Annotated in this window: 14 protein-coding genes; 12 read left to right on the top strand and 2 right to left on the bottom strand. The window is 57.6% G+C overall.

The genetic code is table 11. The features are described from left to right. Positions 1-13: 13 nt before the first annotated feature. From J2Z18_RS07165 to ppnP, 7 genes are all read left to right on the top strand, one after another. Positions 14-1,699, top strand: coding sequence for a DUF8809 domain-containing protein (locus J2Z18_RS07165; RefSeq protein WP_210094456.1), 1,686 nt, complete (start codon positions 14-16; stop codon positions 1,697-1,699). 67 nt (positions 1,700-1,766) lie between these two features. Continuing rightward, positions 1,767-2,756, top strand: a complete 990-nt coding sequence (locus tag J2Z18_RS07160; protein ID WP_007132421.1) for an AAA family ATPase — start codon at positions 1,767-1,769, stop codon at positions 2,754-2,756. Then, on the top strand, positions 2,753-3,706 hold the full coding sequence (locus J2Z18_RS07155; RefSeq protein ID WP_007132422.1) for a DUF58 domain-containing protein: 954 nt from the start codon (positions 2,753-2,755) through the stop codon (positions 3,704-3,706). The genes J2Z18_RS07160 and J2Z18_RS07155 overlap by 4 nt, the downstream gene beginning before the upstream one ends. 535 nt (positions 3,707-4,241) lie before the next feature. Further along, a complete protein-coding gene (locus J2Z18_RS07150; protein WP_210094455.1) occupies positions 4,242-6,275 on the top strand; it encodes a vWA domain-containing protein in 2,034 nt (677 codons plus the stop codon). Continuing rightward, positions 6,259-9,285 (top strand): VWA domain-containing protein, encoded by a 3,027-nt coding sequence (locus J2Z18_RS07145; protein WP_210094454.1) that lies wholly within the window; start codon positions 6,259-6,261, stop codon positions 9,283-9,285. Before J2Z18_RS07150 ends, J2Z18_RS07145 begins: the two co-directional genes overlap by 17 nt. Positions 9,286-9,735: 450 nt before the next feature. Continuing rightward, the gene (gene tkt / locus J2Z18_RS07140; protein WP_007127178.1) at positions 9,736-11,757 is read left to right on the top strand and encodes a transketolase; all 2,022 of its coding nucleotides are present in this window, start codon (positions 9,736-9,738) and stop codon (positions 11,755-11,757) included. A 96-nt stretch (positions 11,758-11,853) separates the two neighbouring features. Continuing rightward, a complete protein-coding gene (ppnP, locus tag J2Z18_RS07135) occupies positions 11,854-12,171 on the top strand; it encodes a pyrimidine/purine nucleoside phosphorylase (protein WP_007127179.1) in 318 nt (105 codons plus the stop codon). 318 nt (positions 12,172-12,489) lie between these two features. Here ppnP and J2Z18_RS07130 read toward each other — a convergent pair whose 3' ends face one another. After that, positions 12,490-13,389, bottom strand: a complete 900-nt coding sequence (locus J2Z18_RS07130; protein WP_210094453.1) for an NAD(P)-dependent oxidoreductase — start codon at positions 13,387-13,389, stop codon at positions 12,490-12,492. Between the two features lie 201 nt (positions 13,390-13,590). Here J2Z18_RS07130 and J2Z18_RS07125 point away from each other — a divergent pair, with 201 nt between their 5' ends. The 3 genes from J2Z18_RS07125 to J2Z18_RS07115 all read left to right on the top strand — a co-directional run bounded on the left by J2Z18_RS07125 (position 13,591) and on the right by J2Z18_RS07115 (position 16,377). Beyond that, the gene (locus tag J2Z18_RS07125; protein WP_077567930.1) at positions 13,591-14,946 is read left to right on the top strand and encodes a glucose-6-phosphate isomerase; all 1,356 of its coding nucleotides are present in this window, start codon (positions 13,591-13,593) and stop codon (positions 14,944-14,946) included. Between the two features lie 198 nt (positions 14,947-15,144). Next, positions 15,145-15,777 (top strand): YigZ family protein, encoded by a 633-nt coding sequence (locus J2Z18_RS07120; RefSeq protein WP_007127182.1) that lies wholly within the window; start codon positions 15,145-15,147, stop codon positions 15,775-15,777. Positions 15,778-15,783: 6 nt separating this feature from the next. Beyond that, positions 15,784-16,377, top strand: a complete 594-nt coding sequence (locus J2Z18_RS07115) for a TetR/AcrR family transcriptional regulator (protein WP_007127183.1) — start codon at positions 15,784-15,786, stop codon at positions 16,375-16,377. Positions 16,378-16,530: 153 nt separating this feature from the next. On the opposite strand, the gene J2Z18_RS07110 is transcribed toward J2Z18_RS07115, so the two are convergent. After that, positions 16,531-16,932: a secondary thiamine-phosphate synthase enzyme YjbQ gene (locus J2Z18_RS07110; RefSeq protein WP_028403717.1), complete on the bottom strand. Its 402-nt coding sequence runs from the start codon at positions 16,930-16,932 to the stop codon at positions 16,531-16,533. A 197-nt stretch (positions 16,933-17,129) separates the two neighbouring features. Here J2Z18_RS07110 and cysT point away from each other — a divergent pair, with 197 nt between their 5' ends. Together cysT and J2Z18_RS07100 are read left to right on the top strand one after the other, a co-directional pair. Then, positions 17,130-17,945: a sulfate ABC transporter permease subunit CysT gene (gene cysT / locus J2Z18_RS07105; protein ID WP_040737777.1), complete on the top strand. Its 816-nt coding sequence runs from the start codon at positions 17,130-17,132 to the stop codon at positions 17,943-17,945. Beyond that, on the top strand, positions 17,942-18,739 hold the full coding sequence (locus J2Z18_RS07100; RefSeq protein WP_007127186.1) for a sulfate ABC transporter permease subunit: 798 nt from the start codon (positions 17,942-17,944) through the stop codon (positions 18,737-18,739). The genes cysT and J2Z18_RS07100 overlap by 4 nt, the downstream gene beginning before the upstream one ends. Position 18,740 lies beyond the last annotated feature (1 nt).

The following is an 18,740-nucleotide window of genomic DNA, read 5'->3' as shown; positions in this document are numbered from 1 at the left end:
GGAGGAGAAATAAGTGGACAACATCATGCGCGCAATCGAGGCGGCACGCCGGCGGCTGCAGCGCTTCCGGGCCATCGCTTATGCGCTGTACGGACTCGCGGCAGGCTTTGCGGTTTCGCTGCTCCTGCTGATCATCGGGCGTTTCGTGCCGATATCGTGGATGAACATCGCGGCGGCTGCCATTCCGGCGGCCGGCCTCCTTGCGGGTCTTCTTTGGGGATGGCTTAGCCGGATTCCGGCGATGGACGCGGCGGCGGCAATGGATCAGGCATCCGGGGGCCCCGAGCGAAGCGATATGATGGTGACCGCCTTGTCCTTCCGGGAGGAAGATTCAGCGGCCGCCCGCTGGCAGCGGGAGCAGGCGGAAGCTTACGGCAAGCGATTCACGGAGCAATTGCCCGAGCGTCTTCCCTCCCCCCGCCGTAACCGTCAGCTGCTGATCTGCGCCGTTGGTCTGGTCGCCGTTGTGGTCCTGGCGCTGATCCCGAACCCGATGGATAAAAAGGTGGAGGCGGCAAAGGAGCAGAAGAAGTGGATTCAGGAGCAGGTCGCCAAAACGGAAAAGCTCGCCGAACAGCTGGAGAAGGAGACGCTGGACCCGGTCGATCGGCAAAAGCTGAAAGAGAAGCTGGACGAACTGAGACAAGCGCTGGCTAAAGAAAAGCAGCCCGAGCAGGCGCTGGAGAAGATTGAAAAGGCGATGGAGGAGCTGGAGAAGCTGGCGAAGCAGCAGGAGGAGAAGGCCAAGGCCTTATCCGAGATCGCCAAGCAAATGCAGCAGCAGAAGGCGCTGTCCGAAGCGGGTAAGAAGCTTGAAGAAGGAAAGTCCGAAGAGGTCAAGCAGGAGATGAAGAAGGTATCCGAGCAAGTCAAGAAAATGCCGCAGGAAGAGAAAGACCGTTTATCGGATGCCCTGAAAAAGCTTGCGGAGGAAGCGGCCAAGCAGCAGGGAAATGAAGAATTGGAAAAGGCGTTGTCCAAAGCGGCCGAGGCGCTAAAAGAAGGCAAGCTGCCGAAAGAACTCGAAGAGGAGCTGCAGAAGCTGGCTGAAGAGCTGGCCGAAACGGCGCTGGCAAAGGCTGCTTCGGAGAGCCAGTCGGAAGCGGCAGCGGCCTTGGCCTCATCCCTCGCATCACAGGGATTGGCCATGGCGGATCAGATGAAGGCAGGAGGTATGTCGGTGTCGGACGCTTGGGCAAACGGCGGAAGCGCGGAGGCGCTGGCGCAGGCTGGCCTTGGGGAAAGCTCGGGAGAGCAGAGTGAGAACGGCGGCTCCGGTTCCGGCGCGGGTTCGGACCAGCAGGGATCGGGGAGCGGCCAAGGCGCAGGCAGTGGCTCCGGTTCTGGCAGCGGCTCGGGTTCAGGGGCTGGGTCTGGCAGCGGCACCGGTTCGGGTTCCGGCAACGGGGTAGGAAGCGGCGCAGGGCTCGGCAGCGGAGGGCGCGAGCTTGTCACGATTCCTCGAAATTACAAGGGCGGCGGCAACGTCCAGAACGATTCGGGAGAGCTTAACGGCTCCGGCGGCGATATCCAGAAGGGCGGCATATCGCCGACCATTCCCGGCACGTCGCGTCCGTACGAGGAAGTGTACCGGGATTATGAGTCCAAAGCCAAAAACACGCTGGACCGCAATCAGCTGCCTGATCAAATGCAGGGGTTGGTGGAGGAATATTTCATCCAGATCAATCCGAATCCGTGAGGCTTTAGCGGCTAAATAACCGGCTGCAGCGAACGTTGAATTTATTTAGAAGACGGAGGTTTAATCCATGTCGGATATTGCAGTGAGACCCCAGGAATGGATGGAGAGCATTTCTGGACTGAGGGAACATATCGGCAAGGTCATTGTCGGACAGCAGGAGGTCGTGGAGCAAATGCTCTGGTGTATCTTTGCCGGAGGCCACGCCCTTCTGGAGGGGATACCGGGACTTGGAAAAACGATGCTCGTCCGCACCGTCTCCGATGCGCTGGACCTGTCGTTCTCCCGGATCCAATTCACGCCGGACTTAATGCCGAGCGACATTACGGGCACGAATATTTTGTCGTTCGGGCAGCATGGAAGCACGGGGATGACCTTTCAAAAGGGGCCGCTCTTCAGCAGCATCGTGCTGGCTGATGAGATTAACCGGGCTACGCCGAAAACTCAGTCGGCCCTGCTCGAGGCCATGCAGGAGAAGACGGTGACGGTAGGCGGGGAAACGCACCGTCTGCCTAACCCCTTCTTCGTATTGGCTACGCAAAACCCGCTCGAGAACGAGGGAACCTATCCCCTGCCGGAGGCGCAGCTGGACCGGTTCCTGCTGAAGATTGAAGTATCTTATCCAAGTGCCGACGAATTGAAGGAGATCGTAAAGCGGACAACGTCGTCGCATACGTTCCAGGTCGAGCGGCAAATGACGGGCGATGACCTGCTGGAGATCCAGCGGGGGGCGAAGGAAGTGCTGGTCGCGGATGAAATACTGGATTATGCGGTCCGACTGCTCATGATGACGCATCCTGAGGAGGCGTCCGCGCCGGAGGCGGTCAAAAAATACGTCCAATTCGGCTCCGGTCCCCGCGGCATTCAGTCCATCATCTCGGTCGGCAAGGTCCGGGCGTTGTGCAGCGGGCGGATGCATGTATCCACCGGGGATATCCGGGCGGTCGCGCTGCCAGCGCTGCGCCACAGGCTGTTCCTGAACTTTGAGGGGCAGGCGATCGGAATGACGACGGATCAGGTCATCCAAGAGGTGCTGCAGGCGCTGGAGGCCTCCGCGTGAGCGGCGCCGGTCATTTGCTTCCGCCGGAATGGCTTCCGCGGCTTGAGCGGCTCACGCTGTCCGCGAAGCGGCGGGTTGCGGGAACCCAGCAGGGGAAGCGGCGGTCCCGCCGCCTCGGCTCCTCGCTCGAATTCGCCGATTATCGCCTGTACACGCCCGGCGACGATGTGCGCAGGTTCGACTGGGGCGTGTATTCCCGTACCGGTAAAGCGTTTGTCCGCCAGTTCATGGACGAACAGGAGCTGACGGTCAGCATCTTCGTCGATTGCTCCGCATCGATGGGAGCGGTGATATCGTCTGCGGAAGGGGAACGTCCGGAGGGAGCGGCGGATCAGGCGGTCCACGGCAGCCCCAAATGGCGGCTTGCCCGCCAGCTGGCGGCAAGCGTCGGATACATGGCGCTCTCCTCATACGACCGGCTTCAGATTGCCTGCTACAGCCGCACCTTGTCCGCCCGCCTGCCCGTGATGCGGGGCAAAGGTTCGGCGCACCGGCTGTTCTCGTTCTTGCAGGGCGCGCAGACCGGCGGTGAAGGGAGCCTTGCCGCTGCGCTCGGACAGCCCGGCGCGCTGCCAAGGCATCCGGGCATGACCTGGGTGTTTTCGGATTTTTGGCTCGAAGGCGGCGAGGATGAGCTGCTCAGGGCGCTGTCCCTGCTGGCCGGCAGCGGGCAGGAGGTTGTGCTGGTCCATATTTTGTCCCGGGAGGAGCTCGACCCCAAGCTGACCGGCGATCTTCGCCTGATTGACAGCGAGACGCACAGCGGGAAGGAAGTAGCCTTGACGGGCAAGGTGCTGGAAGCGTACAAAGCCGAGCTGGAGCGTTACCGCCATATGCTGTCCGGCGTCTGTGCGGAGCGCGGGATGACCTACGTGCTCATTCCGGCCGACATGCCGCTGCGGGATGCCATGTTTGGCGTGCTGGCGGGTGCGGGAGTAGTCTCAAGCTAGCATCTGCTGCATCCAGCTAGGCTTCAACCCGTGGAGCCATAGCGGGCCGCTCGTTCTAAACTATGGACCGCCCGCACTTTCCCGGAAGGGCTTGCCGGGCTGCGGCAGTAGGGGCGATGGTAAGGTGGCAGCAGGCTTCGGGCAAGCCTCAAGAGCGATCCAAGTATGCCTCGAATTTATGCATCGTGCGCACAGGGAGAAACGCACAGTGTCCTAGGCAGGCTGCCACCAGGGAGCGAGTGCGAGCAGGTAAGTTCTGTGTGGACTGCCACCAGGAAGCGAGCGCGAGCAGGCAGGTTCTGTGTGGACTGCCAACAGGATGCGAGTCCGAGCAGGCAGGTTCTGTGTGGACTGCCAACAGGATGCGAGTGCGAGCAGGCAAGTTGTGCCGTGGACTGCCACAAGGGAGCGAGTGCGAGTTAGCAAGTTGTGCCCATGGCGTGCCGCCAGTGGCGAGTGCGAGCAAGGTGAGTGGTCCCGCGGGCCGCGCCGCGTGAACAAGATTGCGGTATGGGAGTAAGGAGGGAACGTGTTTGTGGGGATTCAATCATGGATGAGCCTATGGTTCGGTCTAACGCTGCCGGCCATCATGCTGATGTATATGTTCAAACGAAAATATGTGGATACAACGGTTCCCAGCCACCTGTTGTGGGAGCGAGTGCTTAAAAACCTGGAGGCCAACAGGCCGTGGCAGAAGCTGCAGAACCGGCTTCTGCTGTGGCTGCAGCTTCTGGCTGCCGCGTTGATGGTCTTCGCGCTGATGCAGCCCTTTATGCAGGTGTCCGGAGGCAGCGCCCATATCGTCATCGTTGCCGATACCTCGGGCAGCATGAGCGCGCAGATGCAGACTGAAGGCAGCGGGGAAGGAGAGGACTCCTCCCGATTGGAACAGATGAAGGAGCGCTTGAAGGCCTACGTTCGGGATCAGGGGAGACGGAGTAAGATCACGCTGTTGTCGACCGGATCCAGCCCTGTAACGCATGTATCCCATGAAAGCGACCGGGGCGCGATCGATGAAGCGATTGAAGCGCTGCATCCTTATTACGGTACGGCATCGTATCGGGAGACGCTCTCGCTTGCCGCGGCATTGACAAGGGAGGAACCCGATGCTGAGGTTGTCATATTTACGGACAGCCATTGGCGGCAGGATCCGGTCCCGATAGCCTTCCAGGTGCCGGTATCGGTGGAGACGATCCAGGGGGCGGCAAAACACAACGCATCGATCGAGCAGTTCGGCGTTTCTCCGAAGGGGGGGACAGGATCTTCGTACGAAGGCGTTGCGGTGGTCAGCTCGAACGCGGAGGGGGTTTCCTCCGTCGAGGTAAATCTGTACGGAGACAGCCAGCTGCTCGCGAGCAGAGTCGTTGAGCTCGAACCCAAGAAGAAGGCGACGGCATCCTTCTCCGATCTTCCGTTTGCGGAGGTCTACCGGCTCGAGCTGGCATCCGAAGATGGCTATGCGGCCGATAATGAATCGTTTGCCTTCGGAACCGGCCGCAGCTCCGCAAGGGTGCTGCTGTTAACCTCAGGCAATCTGTTTCTGGAGAAGGCGCTGCAGCTTAGCGGAGCGGAAGTGACCCGGATCGCCGTGAACGGATCGGCGGGCAATCAAGGCGATCAAGCTTCGGAAGGAAGCGGGGAAGGCGGTCGGAGCGAAGGAAGCAAGGATGACCGCACAGAACCGGATATTCCTCCCGTACCGGACGGCGAATTTGATCTGCTCGTCATGGACGGAAGCATTACTGCGGGCTTTACGCAGGGGAAATGGGCAGAGCTGGCCCGGCGAACGCCGCTATGGAGCATCGGCGGAGATGGACCGAAGGTCGGGAGCCAGGGCGGGCGGCCCGTGCTGGCCCAGCATCCGCTCACTTCTTATCTGACCATGTCGGGGGTTTATTTCGGCAAGCTGATCGATCAGCGCCCTGCATGGGGGGAACCGGTCATCCGGCTCGGGGACCAGCCGCTCGTATATGCCGGTGTGGCGGAAGGCCGCCCGAGATTGTCCTTCCAGTTCCTGCTGCAGGACAGCGATCTGCCTCTGTCGCCTGAATTCCCGGTATTGGTGAATAATGCACTCGATTGGATGACTTCCGGCTCAGGGACCGGGCTTGGGCGATTCCTGGCCGGGGCCCAGGCGGATATTCCTGTAGCGGCTGATGCGGTATCCGCCAAGTGGGTACCCAAGAGCGGGCTTGCTCTTGCGGACGGACCGGATACCGTCGAGGTGCAGCGGAGCGAGAGCGGCATTTCAACGGTGCAGACGGTACCGGACGTTCCGGGACTGTATGCGTTCGAACAACAGAACGAAGCGGGAGAGACGACGTCGTACTGGCTTGCGGTGACGGCTGATCCGTACGAAGCGGACCTGAGCACGACGCAAGGTCCGGCGGTGAGCCAGACCGGCTCTGGCGCAAAGTCCGGCGGAGGAGATCAAGGCAGCGGCGCTTCGGCTGCAGAGCAGCGCAGAGCGGCCAGCCAGGCCGGTTCGCTTATGCCTTGGCTTGCTGCACTGGCGCTGGCCGTGATCGCTGCAGAATGGGGGGTGTACCAGCGTGGGCGTTCAATTTAGTCATCCATGGTTGCTGCTGCTGCTGATCCCGGCAGGGATCTTTCTGTATTATGCATACCGGTCGGATTTCCGGTTAAGCGGCTTTCGGCGGAAGCTGGCGCTGGGTCTCAGAACCTTGGTCATTTTGCTGCTCATCTTCATGCTGTCGGGCCTGCATGGGTTCACCGTGCTGCGGGATAAACAGGTCGTCTTTTTGGCGGACCGATCGGACAGCATGGGAGACCCGTCACGGATCACAAGCTGGATCGGCGAGTCCATTGCAGCCAAAGGGGAAGAGGATACAACCGCCATCGTCTCAACGGGTCTTGAGGGCGCAGTGGAGCGGCGACTCTCGGCGGACGAGTCGGCCGGCGCGTCGCTGAATGCGCTGCTTGAAGGGCGGTTCACGGGACTGGAATCGGGTTTGCAGCTTGCCGGAAGCCTTCTGGACGGAAACGGCGATTCCCGAATCGTGCTGATCTCCGATGGGGAAGAGAATGTCGGAAGCATGACGGCCGCCGGAAGGCTGCTGAAGGATCGAGGCATCGCGGTGGATGTCCTCCCGGCTTCGAAGCAAGAGATCCGGGATGTCGCCGTCGAGGAGCTGAAGGTGCCGGAGAAGCTCTACCAAGCGGAATCCTTCTATGTGGAGGCGCTCATTCGCAGCACCTTCAAAACCGCCGGCGAGCTCCGCATTTATGAGGACAACCGGGAAATCGGACGGGAACGCGTGGAGGTATCGCCGGGGGAGAACCGTTTTGCGATCAAGGGACTTGCCAAGAACCCGGGTCTTCACAGGTACCGGGCTGAAATATTCATGGACGGGGATGAATCTGCGGCCAACAATGCCGCATTTGATTTTACCCGGGTCGACGGACCGCCGAGGGTGCTGATCGTTGAAGGCACCCCGGGGACCTCCGGCAACATTACGGCGGCTCTTGAGTCCGGCATGATCGGTACCGAGGTCATTCCGCCGGAGCTGCTGCCGCTCGATGCCGCGAAGTACGCCGCTTATGACAGCATCATATTCAACGATGTTTCGGGCAGCCGTGTCGGAGGCAAACAAATGGAGCTGATCGAACAGGCGGTCCGCAGCTTCGGCATCGGGTTCATGATGGCCGGCGGCGAAGACAGCTTCGGGATGGGCGGCTATTTCAAGACGCCGATCGAGAAGGCGCTGCCAGTGTCCATGGAACTGGAGGGCAAGCGGGAAATCCCATCGCTCGGGCTGATTCTGGTCATTGACCGCTCGGGAAGCATGAGCGGGGAAAAGATCGAGCTTGCGAAAGAATCCGCGATGCGCACGGTGGAGCTCCTCAGGCCGAAGGATACGGTCGGGGTGGTCGCTTTCGACGACGCGCCTTGGTGGGTGGTGCCCCCGCAGACGCTGGAAAATAAGGAAGAGATCATCAGCAGCATCCAGTCGATCCCGAGCAACGGCGGCACGAATATTTATCCGGCGGTTTCATCCGCCTTGGATGAGATGCTGAAGATTAAATCCCAGCGCAGGCATATCATTCTGATGACGGACGGCCAGTCGGCCTTCAATTCGGGATATCAGGATTTGACCGATACGATGGTAAAGAATAAAATCACGATGTCCTCGGTAGCGGTCGGCATGGATGCAGACGTCAACCTGCTGCAAACCTTGGCGGAAGCCGCCAAGGGACGCTTCTACTTCGTGGAGGACGAAACGACGCTGCCGGCGATTTTCAGCCGGGAGGCCGTCATGATGGCCAAGTCTTATATTGTCGATAAGCCGTTCGTCCCCGCGCTTCAGCAGGCGGGAGACTGGGCAAGCCTGTTTCAAGAGGGCGTCCCGGGGCTGTACGGTTATGTGGCGACAACGCCGAAGTCGACGGCTCAGACGGTGCTGGCCAGCCCGGAGCCGGATCCGGTGCTCGCCCGCTGGCAGTACGGCTCGGGCCGAAGCGTGGCATGGACGAGCGATTTAAGCGGGAAATGGTCGAAGGAATGGGTGTCCTGGAACGCCTTTGCGGATACGCTGACGGAGATCGTGAAATGGACGTTCCCGCAGTTTACCTCCTCACCCTATGAGGTTACGACGGAAACGGCCGGGAACCAGGTGAGGCTGCAGGTAACGACCAACGGGGAGAAGCCGCCCGAGAAGCTGAATGCGGTCATTGGAGATGACGAAGCCGGCGAGCAGAAGGTGGAGCTGGTTCAGGAGGCGCCGGGCCGTTATACAGGGCTTGTGAATGTGACGAAGCCGGGCGCTTTCCTCCTTTCGCTCGAGGATGCGAGTGGAGATGGATCGAGAGCGGCAGCGCCGGGAACGGGCTTTGTCGTCCCTTATTCGCCGGAATATCGGATCTCCTCCGGAGACGGCGAGGAAGGGCTGACCCGTCTTGCTGAGCTTACGGGCGGACGCGTGCTGTCCTGGGATAACCCCAAGGAGGTATTTGACGGGAAGGCGGCTTCCCGAACGCAGCTGCATGACTGGAGCTATCCGCTGTTAGTTGCGGCCCTTCTGCTGTGGGTCGCCGACATCGCCGTGCGGCGCCTGGCGCTGCCATGGGCCGCCCTCGGCGCCCGCCTGGCCGCCCTGCTCCGCAGGCGGCCGGCTCCCGCCGGCGAGGCCGGGCAGCGCACCGGCCTCGAGCGGCTGGCGGCGCGCAAAGCCCGCGCCGCCACCTTTTACGGCGGCGGCCAGACATCGCCGCCGGCCAAGGCGCCGCCCGCGCAGGAGCGCAGCGGCGCGGGCGCACTCGCCGGGGGCGGGAACCCCGCCCCGGCGCCCGGCGCGGCTCCGGCTGGGGGCCGCAAGGCCCAGCCGGAGGCACGCGCACCGCAGCGGGGGGCTGCCCCGCTGCGGGAAGAGCGGCCGGCGAAGGCGAAGCCGGCCGCAGGGGAGGGCGCGCGCCGCGGAAGCGCGCCGCCTCCGCCGCCCCCGCCGTCGAAGGCACCGGGGGGCGGAGAGCGCCGGCCCGAGGGAACCGGGCCGGCAGCGGGAGGAGGCTCCTCCATGGATCGCCTCCTCCAGGCCAAGAAGCGGGGAACCCGCCGATGAGCTTGAATGCCAATCCGAAGGCTCCGGCCAGACCATTTGTGTCTGGACCGGGGCTTTTTTTCGTACAAGGAAGCCAGCTTGGGAGAAGCCGGGGATGGACGGAGCCTAAAACGGCAGGCGTATTCCGGGAGTCTGGAACGTCCTGATGTTTTCCTGGGGAGTCGATTCCCGGGCCTTATTTCCAGCGGCTCGTTTAAGATTCGCTTCTCACGGTTATAACCCGTCTAATAAAGGAAATAATGCAGGAGGGACATTCGCGGCTTTTGTGTCAATTTGGAAAACAACGAAAATTACGTTATGGAAATGAATCACGTCTGGTGATACAATAAGAGTCAAAATGATATTCTCAACATTCCTAACTGCCCTCATTGCTACATAACAGGGCCGAAGGGGCGTAAGATGACTTCATATTCGAAGCTTACGACGGAGAAGATTTGAGGAGGACGAATCATGACAACTGAACATAATCAAACGATCGACAACCTGTCCATCGCGACGATTCGGACGCTGGCGATCGATGCGATCGAGAAGGCCAAATCCGGTCACCCGGGCATGCCGATGGGCTCTGCGCCAATGGGCTATCAATTGTTCGCGAAGACCATGGTCCATAACCCGGATCAGCCGAGCTGGATTAACCGCGACCGCTTTGTGCTGTCGGCAGGCCACGGTTCCATGCTGCTGTACAGCTTGCTTCACCTGAGCGGCTATGATCTCTCGCTGGAGGATCTGAAGCAGTTCCGTCAATGGGGCAGCAAGACGCCGGGCCATCCGGAATACGGTCATACGGCAGGCGTAGACGCCACGACAGGACCGCTTGGACAAGGCGTTGCGATGGCAGTCGGCATGGCGATGGCGGAAGCGCATCTGGGCGCGACTTACAACAAGGACGATTTCAAAGTTGTCGACCACTATACGTACGCGATCTGCGGCGACGGCGACCTGATGGAGGGCGTTGCTTCCGAAGCGGCTTCCCTGGCTGGCCATCTAAAGCTTGGCAAGCTGATCATGCTGTATGATTCCAACGATATCTCCCTGGACGGCGAGCTGAGCCTGGCCTTCTCCGAAAATGTAGCGAAGCGTTTTGAAGCTTACGGCTGGCAGGTGCTGCGCGTCGAAGACGGCAACGATCTGCCTGCCATTGAGAAAGCGATCGAGGAAGCGAAAGCCGAAACCGGTCGTCCGACGCTGATCGAAGTGAAGACGATCATCGGCTACGGAAGCCCGAACAAGCAAGGCAAGGGCGGACATGGCGGTACGCACGGCTCCCCGCTCGGAACCGAGGAAGCGAAGCTGACCAAGGAATTCTACAAGTGGGTATACGAAGAGGATTTCTATGTGCCTGAAGAAGTGCGCGAGCATTTCGGCAAAGTGAAGGAGCGCGGAATCGCCGCATACCAAGCTTGGGTCGATCAATTCGCGAAATATAAAGAAGCTTACCCTGAACTCGCAGCGCAGTTCGAGCGCGGCGAATCCGGCAAGCTTGCTGAGGGCTGGGATAAGGATCTTCCGAAATACAGCGCCGAGGACAAAGCCGTTTCCACCCGCGTTGCATCCGGTAAAGCGCTGAACGGCCTGACATCCGGCGTGCCTCATCTGCTTGGCGGCTCTGCGGATCTGGAGAGCTCCACAATGACGCATCTTAACGATCTGCCGTCCTTTACGCCTGAAAGCTATGAAGGCCGCAACGTCTACTACGGCGTTCGTGAATTTGCGATGGCCGGCGCGATGAACGGGATTGCGCTTCATGGCGGATTGAAAATCTTCGGCGGCACATTCTTCGTGTTTACGGATTATCTGCGTCCGGCTATTCGTCTGGCTGCGCTGATGAAGCTGCCGGTAACTTACGTGCTGACGCATGACAGCATCGCGGTTGGCGAAGACGGCCCAACCCACGAGCCGATTGAACAGCTCGCGTCCCTGCGCATTATCCCAGGCCTGACCGTGATCCGTCCGGCGGATGCCAACGAAACGTCGGCTGCATGGGCTTATGCGGTTGAAAATACGGACCGTCCGGTTGCTCTCGTGCTGACACGTCAGAACCTGCCGATTCTTGCAGGCACGGTAGACAACGCCCGCGAAGGCATCAAACGCGGCGCTTATGTCGTATCCGATGCCAAAGGCGGCAAGGTGCAGGCGCAAATCATCGCGACAGGCTCCGAGGTGCAGCTTGCGGTGAAAGCCCAAGAGGCGCTCGCTGAAGAGGGCATCCATGTCCGCGTCATCAGCATGCCAAGCTGGGATCTGTTCGACAGCCAGGATCAGGCTTACAAAGATTCCGTCCTGCTTCCGGACGTGAAAGCCCGCCTTGCCGTTGAAATGGCCCATCCGTTCGGCTGGGAGCGTTACGTCGGCGAAAAAGGCGACATTCTCGGCATCTCCATCTTCGGTGCTTCCGCACCTGGCGACCGTGTCATTGCGGAGTATGGCTTCACCGTTGAAAATGTCGTCAGCCGCGTCAAAGCGCTGCTGTAATTCATTTAGAACGAACTCCATAGGATCAACCGGCACCCGCTTCATGCGGGTGTCGTCATATATCTTGCTTTACATATTTTGGAGGGGAGCAGAACGATGTCGCAATTCAAGAATGCTACGATTACTAAGGCAGCCAACATTTATTATGAGGGGAACGTGACGAGCCGCACGGTGGTCTTGGAGGATGGCCAAAAGGTAACGCTGGGCATCATGCTGCCGGGCAGCTACGAATTTGGCACGGACGGCCCGGAAATTATGGAGATCTTGTCGGGCGATCTGCGGGTTCTTCTTCCGGGTGAGCAGGAATGGCGGGAGATTCAGGGGAGCGCCACCTTCGACGTGCCGGGCAACTCGAGCTTTAAGCTGGAGATCCGCACCGTTACCGATTACTGTTGCTCTTATCCGGCGTCCTGATCCAAGGCGCGAAGCTTCGACTGCCGCGCTCGGTAAATCAGCAGGGGATCACTGATTCTTGCTAGTGGGTCGATCACACAAAAAAAGACCCGTTCCCCGGTCCGCGTGTCATTGACGGATACTTAGGAAAACGAGCCGTTACGATGTGGATGCCAGCTATTACGTTTTATGTGAGCTTGCATCAATCTGACTTTGAGCTTGACTTAGCTTACTTAGAGCTTGTCTTAAAGCTTACTTAGAGCTTAGAGCTTAGAGCTTAGAGCTTGCTGATTGCATGACTTGAGGACTTAGAGCCCGGCTTTGATTTCGGCTTTGAGCTTATTGCAGCTCCTTGCCTCCGATTTTCTGGCCGATCCATGCCTCGTAGCATTTCACGACAGCGGACAGGTCCTCCTCGCCGTAGCCTTCGCTGGCTCCGGCCTGGAACAGGCTCTTCGCCAGATTCAGCATCGGGGACGGCATGCCGGCACTGTCGGTGAGCGAGGATGCCAGCTTCAAGTCCTTAAGCATAAGCGCCAAGGAGAATTGATTGCTGAAGTCGCCGTCGATAATTTTGCGGCCTTTCAGCTCCGCCGCTTTGCTGCCCGCCGAGCCGAGCTGAACCAGCTCGAGGAAGTTATCTGCCGGAATGCCGGATTTGGCGGCAATGGCGAACCCTTCGGCAAGCGCCAGATTATTGATGCCGACGATGGTATTATGCGCGAGCTTGGCCACCGCGCCGCTTCCGTTCGCGCCCATGTGGATAACCTTTTTGCCAAGCGTCTCGAATATGTCCGACTGAGCCGCTATGACCTCGGCATCGCCGCCGACCATGAAGACCAGCGTTCCGTCAATCGCGGCAGGCTTGCTGCCGGTTACGGGCGCGTCAAGGAAGGAAGCGCCAAGTCCGGAAACGGCGGACGCAATTTCTTTGACGAGGCTTGGGGAGATCGTGCTGCAGTCGATGACGGTCATGCCCTCCCTTAGCGAGCCCAGCAGACCGTTCTCGCCATAGAAGACGTCCCGGATGGAATCATCATTGCTAACCATCGTGATAACGATGTCTTGTCCTTCTGCGGCTTCGCGCGGGGTATCCGCAACGGAAGCGCCCTGTTCGGCGAGCGGACGGCATTTTTCACTGGTCCGGTTGAACACGGTAACGTCATAATTCTGTTTAAGCAGGTTGGCTGCCATGGGTGCGCCCATGGTGCCGAGCCCGATAAAGCCGATTTTCTTCATAGCTATCACCTTCGCTTATGGATTCCTGATCCATTCTATCTTAGCACGTGTTTCCGAACCGAAGCCAGTCTTCACCGGAGGAAGCGCCGGATTGCCGGATTCGAAGGAACGATGAAGAATGCATGACGGTTCGCCTGCGGACCTTGCGGTCCCTATCAAATTACAGTATCCTATTCCTAAATTCACAGGAGGTTTAGAGGCATGTCTAAAAAAATCAAATTTGATTATAGTAAAGCACTAACTTTCGTCAATCAACACGAGGTGGATTATTTCGCGGAGCCGATCCGCACCGCTCATGAGCAGCTACATAAAGGCACAGGCGCCGGCTCCGATTATTTGGGCTGGATCGACCTTCCAACGAATTATGATAAAGAAGAATTTGCGCGAATCCAGAAAGCGGCGGCTAAAATCCAGAGCGATTCCGACGTGCTGATCGTCATTGGCATCGGCGGCTCCTATCTCGGCGCCCGCGCTGCGATCGAGATGCTGTCCCATTCGTTCTATAATGAACTGCCGAAGGACAAGCGCAAGACGCCTGAAATATATTTTGCAGGCAACAACATCAGCTCCACTTATGTGAAGCATCTGCTTGATCTGATTGAGGGCAAGGACTTCTCCGTCAACGTAATCTCCAAATCGGGCACAACGACGGAGCCGGCCATCGCATTCCGGATCTTCCGTGCCGAGCTCGAGAAGAAATACGGCAAGGAGGAAGCGCGCAAGCGGATCTACGCGACAACGGACCAAGCGAAGGGCGCACTCAAGAAGCTTGCCAATGAGGAAGGCTACGAGTCCTTCGTGATCCCTGACGACGTAGGCGGACGCTACTCGGTACTGACGGCCGTGGGACTTCTTCCGATCGCAACCGCCGGCATCAACATCGAAGAGATGATGCAAGGCGCGGCTGATGCTGCGAAGGAATACAGCAGCCCGAACGTTGCCGAGAACGAAGCGTACCAGTATGCCGCTGTTCGGAACGCGTTGTATCGCAAAGGCAAGGCTATCGAGATTCTGGTTAACTACGAGCCTTCCCTGCACTTCGTATCCGAATGGTGGAAGCAGCTGTACGGCGAGAGCGAAGGCAAGGACTTCAAGGGCATTTATCCGGCATCGGTGGATTTCTCGACCGATCTGCACTCCATGGGCCAATTCATTCAGGAAGGCAGCCGCAATATCTTCGAAACCGTCATTCAGGTGGAGAACGTTTCCGAGCACATTACGATCGAATCGGATCCGGAAGATCTGGACGGCCTTAACTTCTTGACCGGAAAAACGCTGGATTTCGTCAACAAAAAAGCATTCCAGGGCACGATGCTGGCCCATACGGACGGACAAGTTCCGAACTTGATTGTGACAATTCCAGATTTCACTCCCTATTCGTTCGGATATCTGGTATACTTTTTCGAAAAGGCATGCGGTATCAGCGGCTACTTGTTGGGTGTGAACCCGTTTGACCAACCGGGCGTAGAGGCTTACAAGAAGAATATGTTCGCTCTGCTTGGCAAACCGGGATATGAGAAGGAAAAAGCCGAATTGGAAGCGAGACTTTCCGAATAAACCTGACACATCATGGAATTTTAACGCAAGACGCTGAAGAAAGCAGTTCGCCGGCATATTTTTTTGTGCCGGGAACTGCTTTCTTGGTAATTTGTTCGTTCTCGGGTTCACCCGCGGAAGCTTGCATCCATATGCGGGCATTGCTTGTTATGCCGCTTCGGGGTAGAGAGCCCGATAGTAAGGGGTGGTTATTCATTCATGTTGGATCGTTACAAGACGGTGCGTCAGGCAGGCTCCAAGGAAATCGTCATCAAGAAATCCCGATTCATCGGTCATGTGATGCCGGTTGCGACCGAGGAGGAAGCCATCGCATTTATTGAAGACATCAAGAAGAAGCATTGGAACGCGACGCATAACTGCTCCGCCTACATGATCGGCGAGCGGGACGAAATCCAGAAGCAGTCCGATGACGGGGAACCGAGCGGTACGGCCGGCAAGCCGATTCTGGAAGTGATCCGCAGCCAGGGGCGGAAAAATATAGCGATCGTCGTCACCCGGTATTTCGGCGGCATCATGCTGGGTGCGGGCGGACTTATTCGGGCTTATACGGACGGAGCGGTTGCCGCCATTGAGTCGGGGGATCCGATTACGAGAGTACTCCACCGGGAGGTTTTCGTGGAACTGGATTATACTTGGCTCGGAAAGGTAGAGAACGAGCTCCGCAACCGCGGTGTCCGCATGGGAGAGACGGGCTTTGCCGATACAGTGACATTGACCTGCTTGCCGCTGGACGGCGAGGCCGAGAGCTTTATCGCCTGGATGGTTGATTTGACGCAGGGGCAGTCCTTGATCACGGAGGGAGAGCGGCTTTATTTTATTGAAGGGGAATAAAATAATATGGCAAGAAGAGCAGTTGAACGCGAGTTGTCCAGGGAGCGGATATTGGAAGCAGCCAGGCATTTGTTTATAACAAAAGGCTACAGGGCCATTTCGATGCGCAGCATCGGGCAGCATCTGGGTTATAGCCACGGCTCCTTGTACTATCATTTTAAGGAAAAGGCGGAGCTATTCTACGCCATTGTCGTGAAGGATTTCAATGATCTGAATGATTTGCTGTTGGAAGTGTCGGGAAAGCCTCCCTGTGACGGAGTTTCGAAGCTGGAGCAGCTGATGCTGGAGTTCGTCCGTTTTGGTCTGGACAATCCGTACCAATACGAGATCATGTTCATGATCCGGGACGAGGAGCTGCTGTCCTACTGTCGCTCTGAGCAGGGGCGTTGTTTTGAAATGTTCGCTACGCTTGTCCGTCAATATTTGCTTGAGGAGAACTATAGCGAGGAGGAGCGGCGCACCGTTCCGCTGACTTTATTTTTGTCGCTGCATGGCTTTATATCGTATTACATTCAGGACCGGATCGGTTTTGAAGAGATCAAACCCGCCGCACTCACCCATATCAAGGTACTATGCCGAAGCTTGTACAGCCGGGTCTAGTCCCCGTTTTTGCCGTACCGTTTTCGCTTGATGCTTCAATGGATTACAACGATGTTGCGTTGAAACGTCAATCACCTGATGTAACATCAAGACAGACATCACGCTCTAGCATGATGCCTGTCTTTTTTCTGATGGCATACTCCGAAAGCTTAATTATCCCTCCATGATCTTCACATGGTACTGCCGCTGCCGCGGTCCGTCAAATTCGCAGAAATAAATGCCCTGCCAGCGTCCGAGCAGCAGATGTCCGTTATGAATAATGACGGTCTGGGAAGGGCCGCATGTGATGGATTTCAGATGGGAAGCCGTATTCCCTTCGGCATGACGGTATTTGGGGTGCTCCCACGGATACACCTCATCCAGCGACATCAGCACATCCCGTCTCACGTCCGGATCGGCATTCTCATTAATGGCAATGCCTGCCGTCGTATGAGGGCAGTAGATCAGCGCTGTCCCTTGCTGAACCCCGCTTTGCTTCACGAAGGAAGCAACCTCCCGGGTAATATCCCTCAACTCGTCCCGTCCCTGTGTACGTAATTCCCCTGTAAACAGCAAAATAAAAACCTCCTCAACTTTTTCCATATTTATTATTATTTTACCCTATAAACTGCAAAAGATGGATTGACGATCGGATTCCGCATTTGGTAAAGTATGTTTAAGCAAAAAAACCAAGTATACAAATAGGAAATATAAAGATGAATTCTGCGTACGAGTCGACCGGAAGTAAGTTCCGGAGGCGGGAGGGGTGCATTGTGACAACATGGATACGCCATAAGGGATGGACATGGGGATTTCGGAGCACGGTACTGCTTTATTTTTTTGCCCTGATCGTGCTGCCGATTTTTGGCGTATATGTACAGTCTTTTTCTGCCGGTTGGAGCCATTTCGCCGAGAGCATCGTGGAGCCGATCGCCTGGAAGGCCGTGCTTCTAACGATCAAGCTTGGCTTGATCTCTACCTTGATCAACGTGCTTATCGGAACGATGATCGCCTGGGTGCTGACAAAATACCGCTTTCCGGGAAGAACGCTGCTCAATAGTCTGGTGGATTTGCCCTTTGCCCTTCCTACCGCGGTCGGAGGGCTTATGATATTGCTCTTACTGGGACCTGGAAGTCTGATCGGCGAGGCAGCGGAGAAGCTGGGTTTCGAGATCGTGTTTCATCAGCCGGCCATCGTCATTGCCATGCTGTTCGTCACGTTTCCGTTCGTCATTCGGGCGGTTCAGCCGCTGCTGGAGGAGCTGGATCCGCTTGAGGAAGAGGCGGCCTATACGCTGGGAGCATCCAAGACAACAACCTTTTTCAAGGTCATTCTGCCTTCTATGCTGCCCGGCATCATCAGCGGAGGGATGCTGGCATTTTCCAGAGCGCTTGCCGAGTTCGGCGCAGTCGTATTGGTAGCCGGAAATATCCCTGGACGAACGTTGATTGCCTCCGTATTCATTTTCGGAGAAATCGAGAGTGACAACCCGGCAGGGGCCGCAGCCGTATCCGTTATGCTCCTTACGCTGTCGTTCCTCATCTTATGGATCATCAATACGGTTCAGCAGAGGGGGAGACGGATGTGAGAAGGCTGTGGATCGGATTAACCTATGCCGTATTTATATTTCTCCTCATCATTCCATTGTCCCGCATCGCCATTGGGGCATTTGAGAACGGGCTTGATGGATTTGCCGAGGGGCTCTTTCGCCCGGAGGCGCTGCATGCCTTGATGATGACAGGACTTATCGTAATCGTTGTTACTATACTTAATGCTTTGTTCGGCATTATGATGGCGCTCTATTTGGTCAGGGCGAATTGGCTGAGCCATAAAATCAAAAGCATCCTGAACAGCATCGTCGATCTTCCCTACGCCGTTTCCCCGGTCATCGGCGGCCTTATGATTGTATTGCTGCTGGGTCCCGACAGTATCATCGGCGGATTTTTTGAAGGAATCGGCTTTAAGGTAGTTTATGCCTTCCCGGGCATGGTCATTGCCACCCTTTTTGTGACGTTCCCGCTGATGGTGCGCGAGGTAATGCCGGTGCTGCAGGAGATCGGACATGATCAGGAGCAGGCTGCCGCTACGCTGGGAGCTTATAGCTGGACCACGTTCCGCAAGGTGACCTGGCCCTCCATTCGCTGGGCTGTCGTATACGGCCTCGTGCTTACGGTCGCCCGTTCCCTCGGGGAATTCGGTGCTGTGCTGGTGGTGTCGGGCAATATCATGAACAAGACGCAAACGGCGACAACGCTTGTTTATCAGGATGTCGAGAATTTTAACGTGGCTGCCGCCAACGGAGTGGCTCTCGTGCTCGCGGCTTTTTCCGTGGCGCTGCTGCTGATGATGGAGTGGGCCAAGAAAAGAAAGGAAGTGCATTGAC

The sequence above is a fragment of the Paenibacillus lactis genome, from assembly GCF_017873605.1.
Lineage (GTDB): Bacteria > Bacillota > Bacilli > Paenibacillales > Paenibacillaceae > Paenibacillus_AQ > Paenibacillus_AQ lactis.
This window is presented reverse-complemented; position numbering and strand designations above follow the sequence as displayed.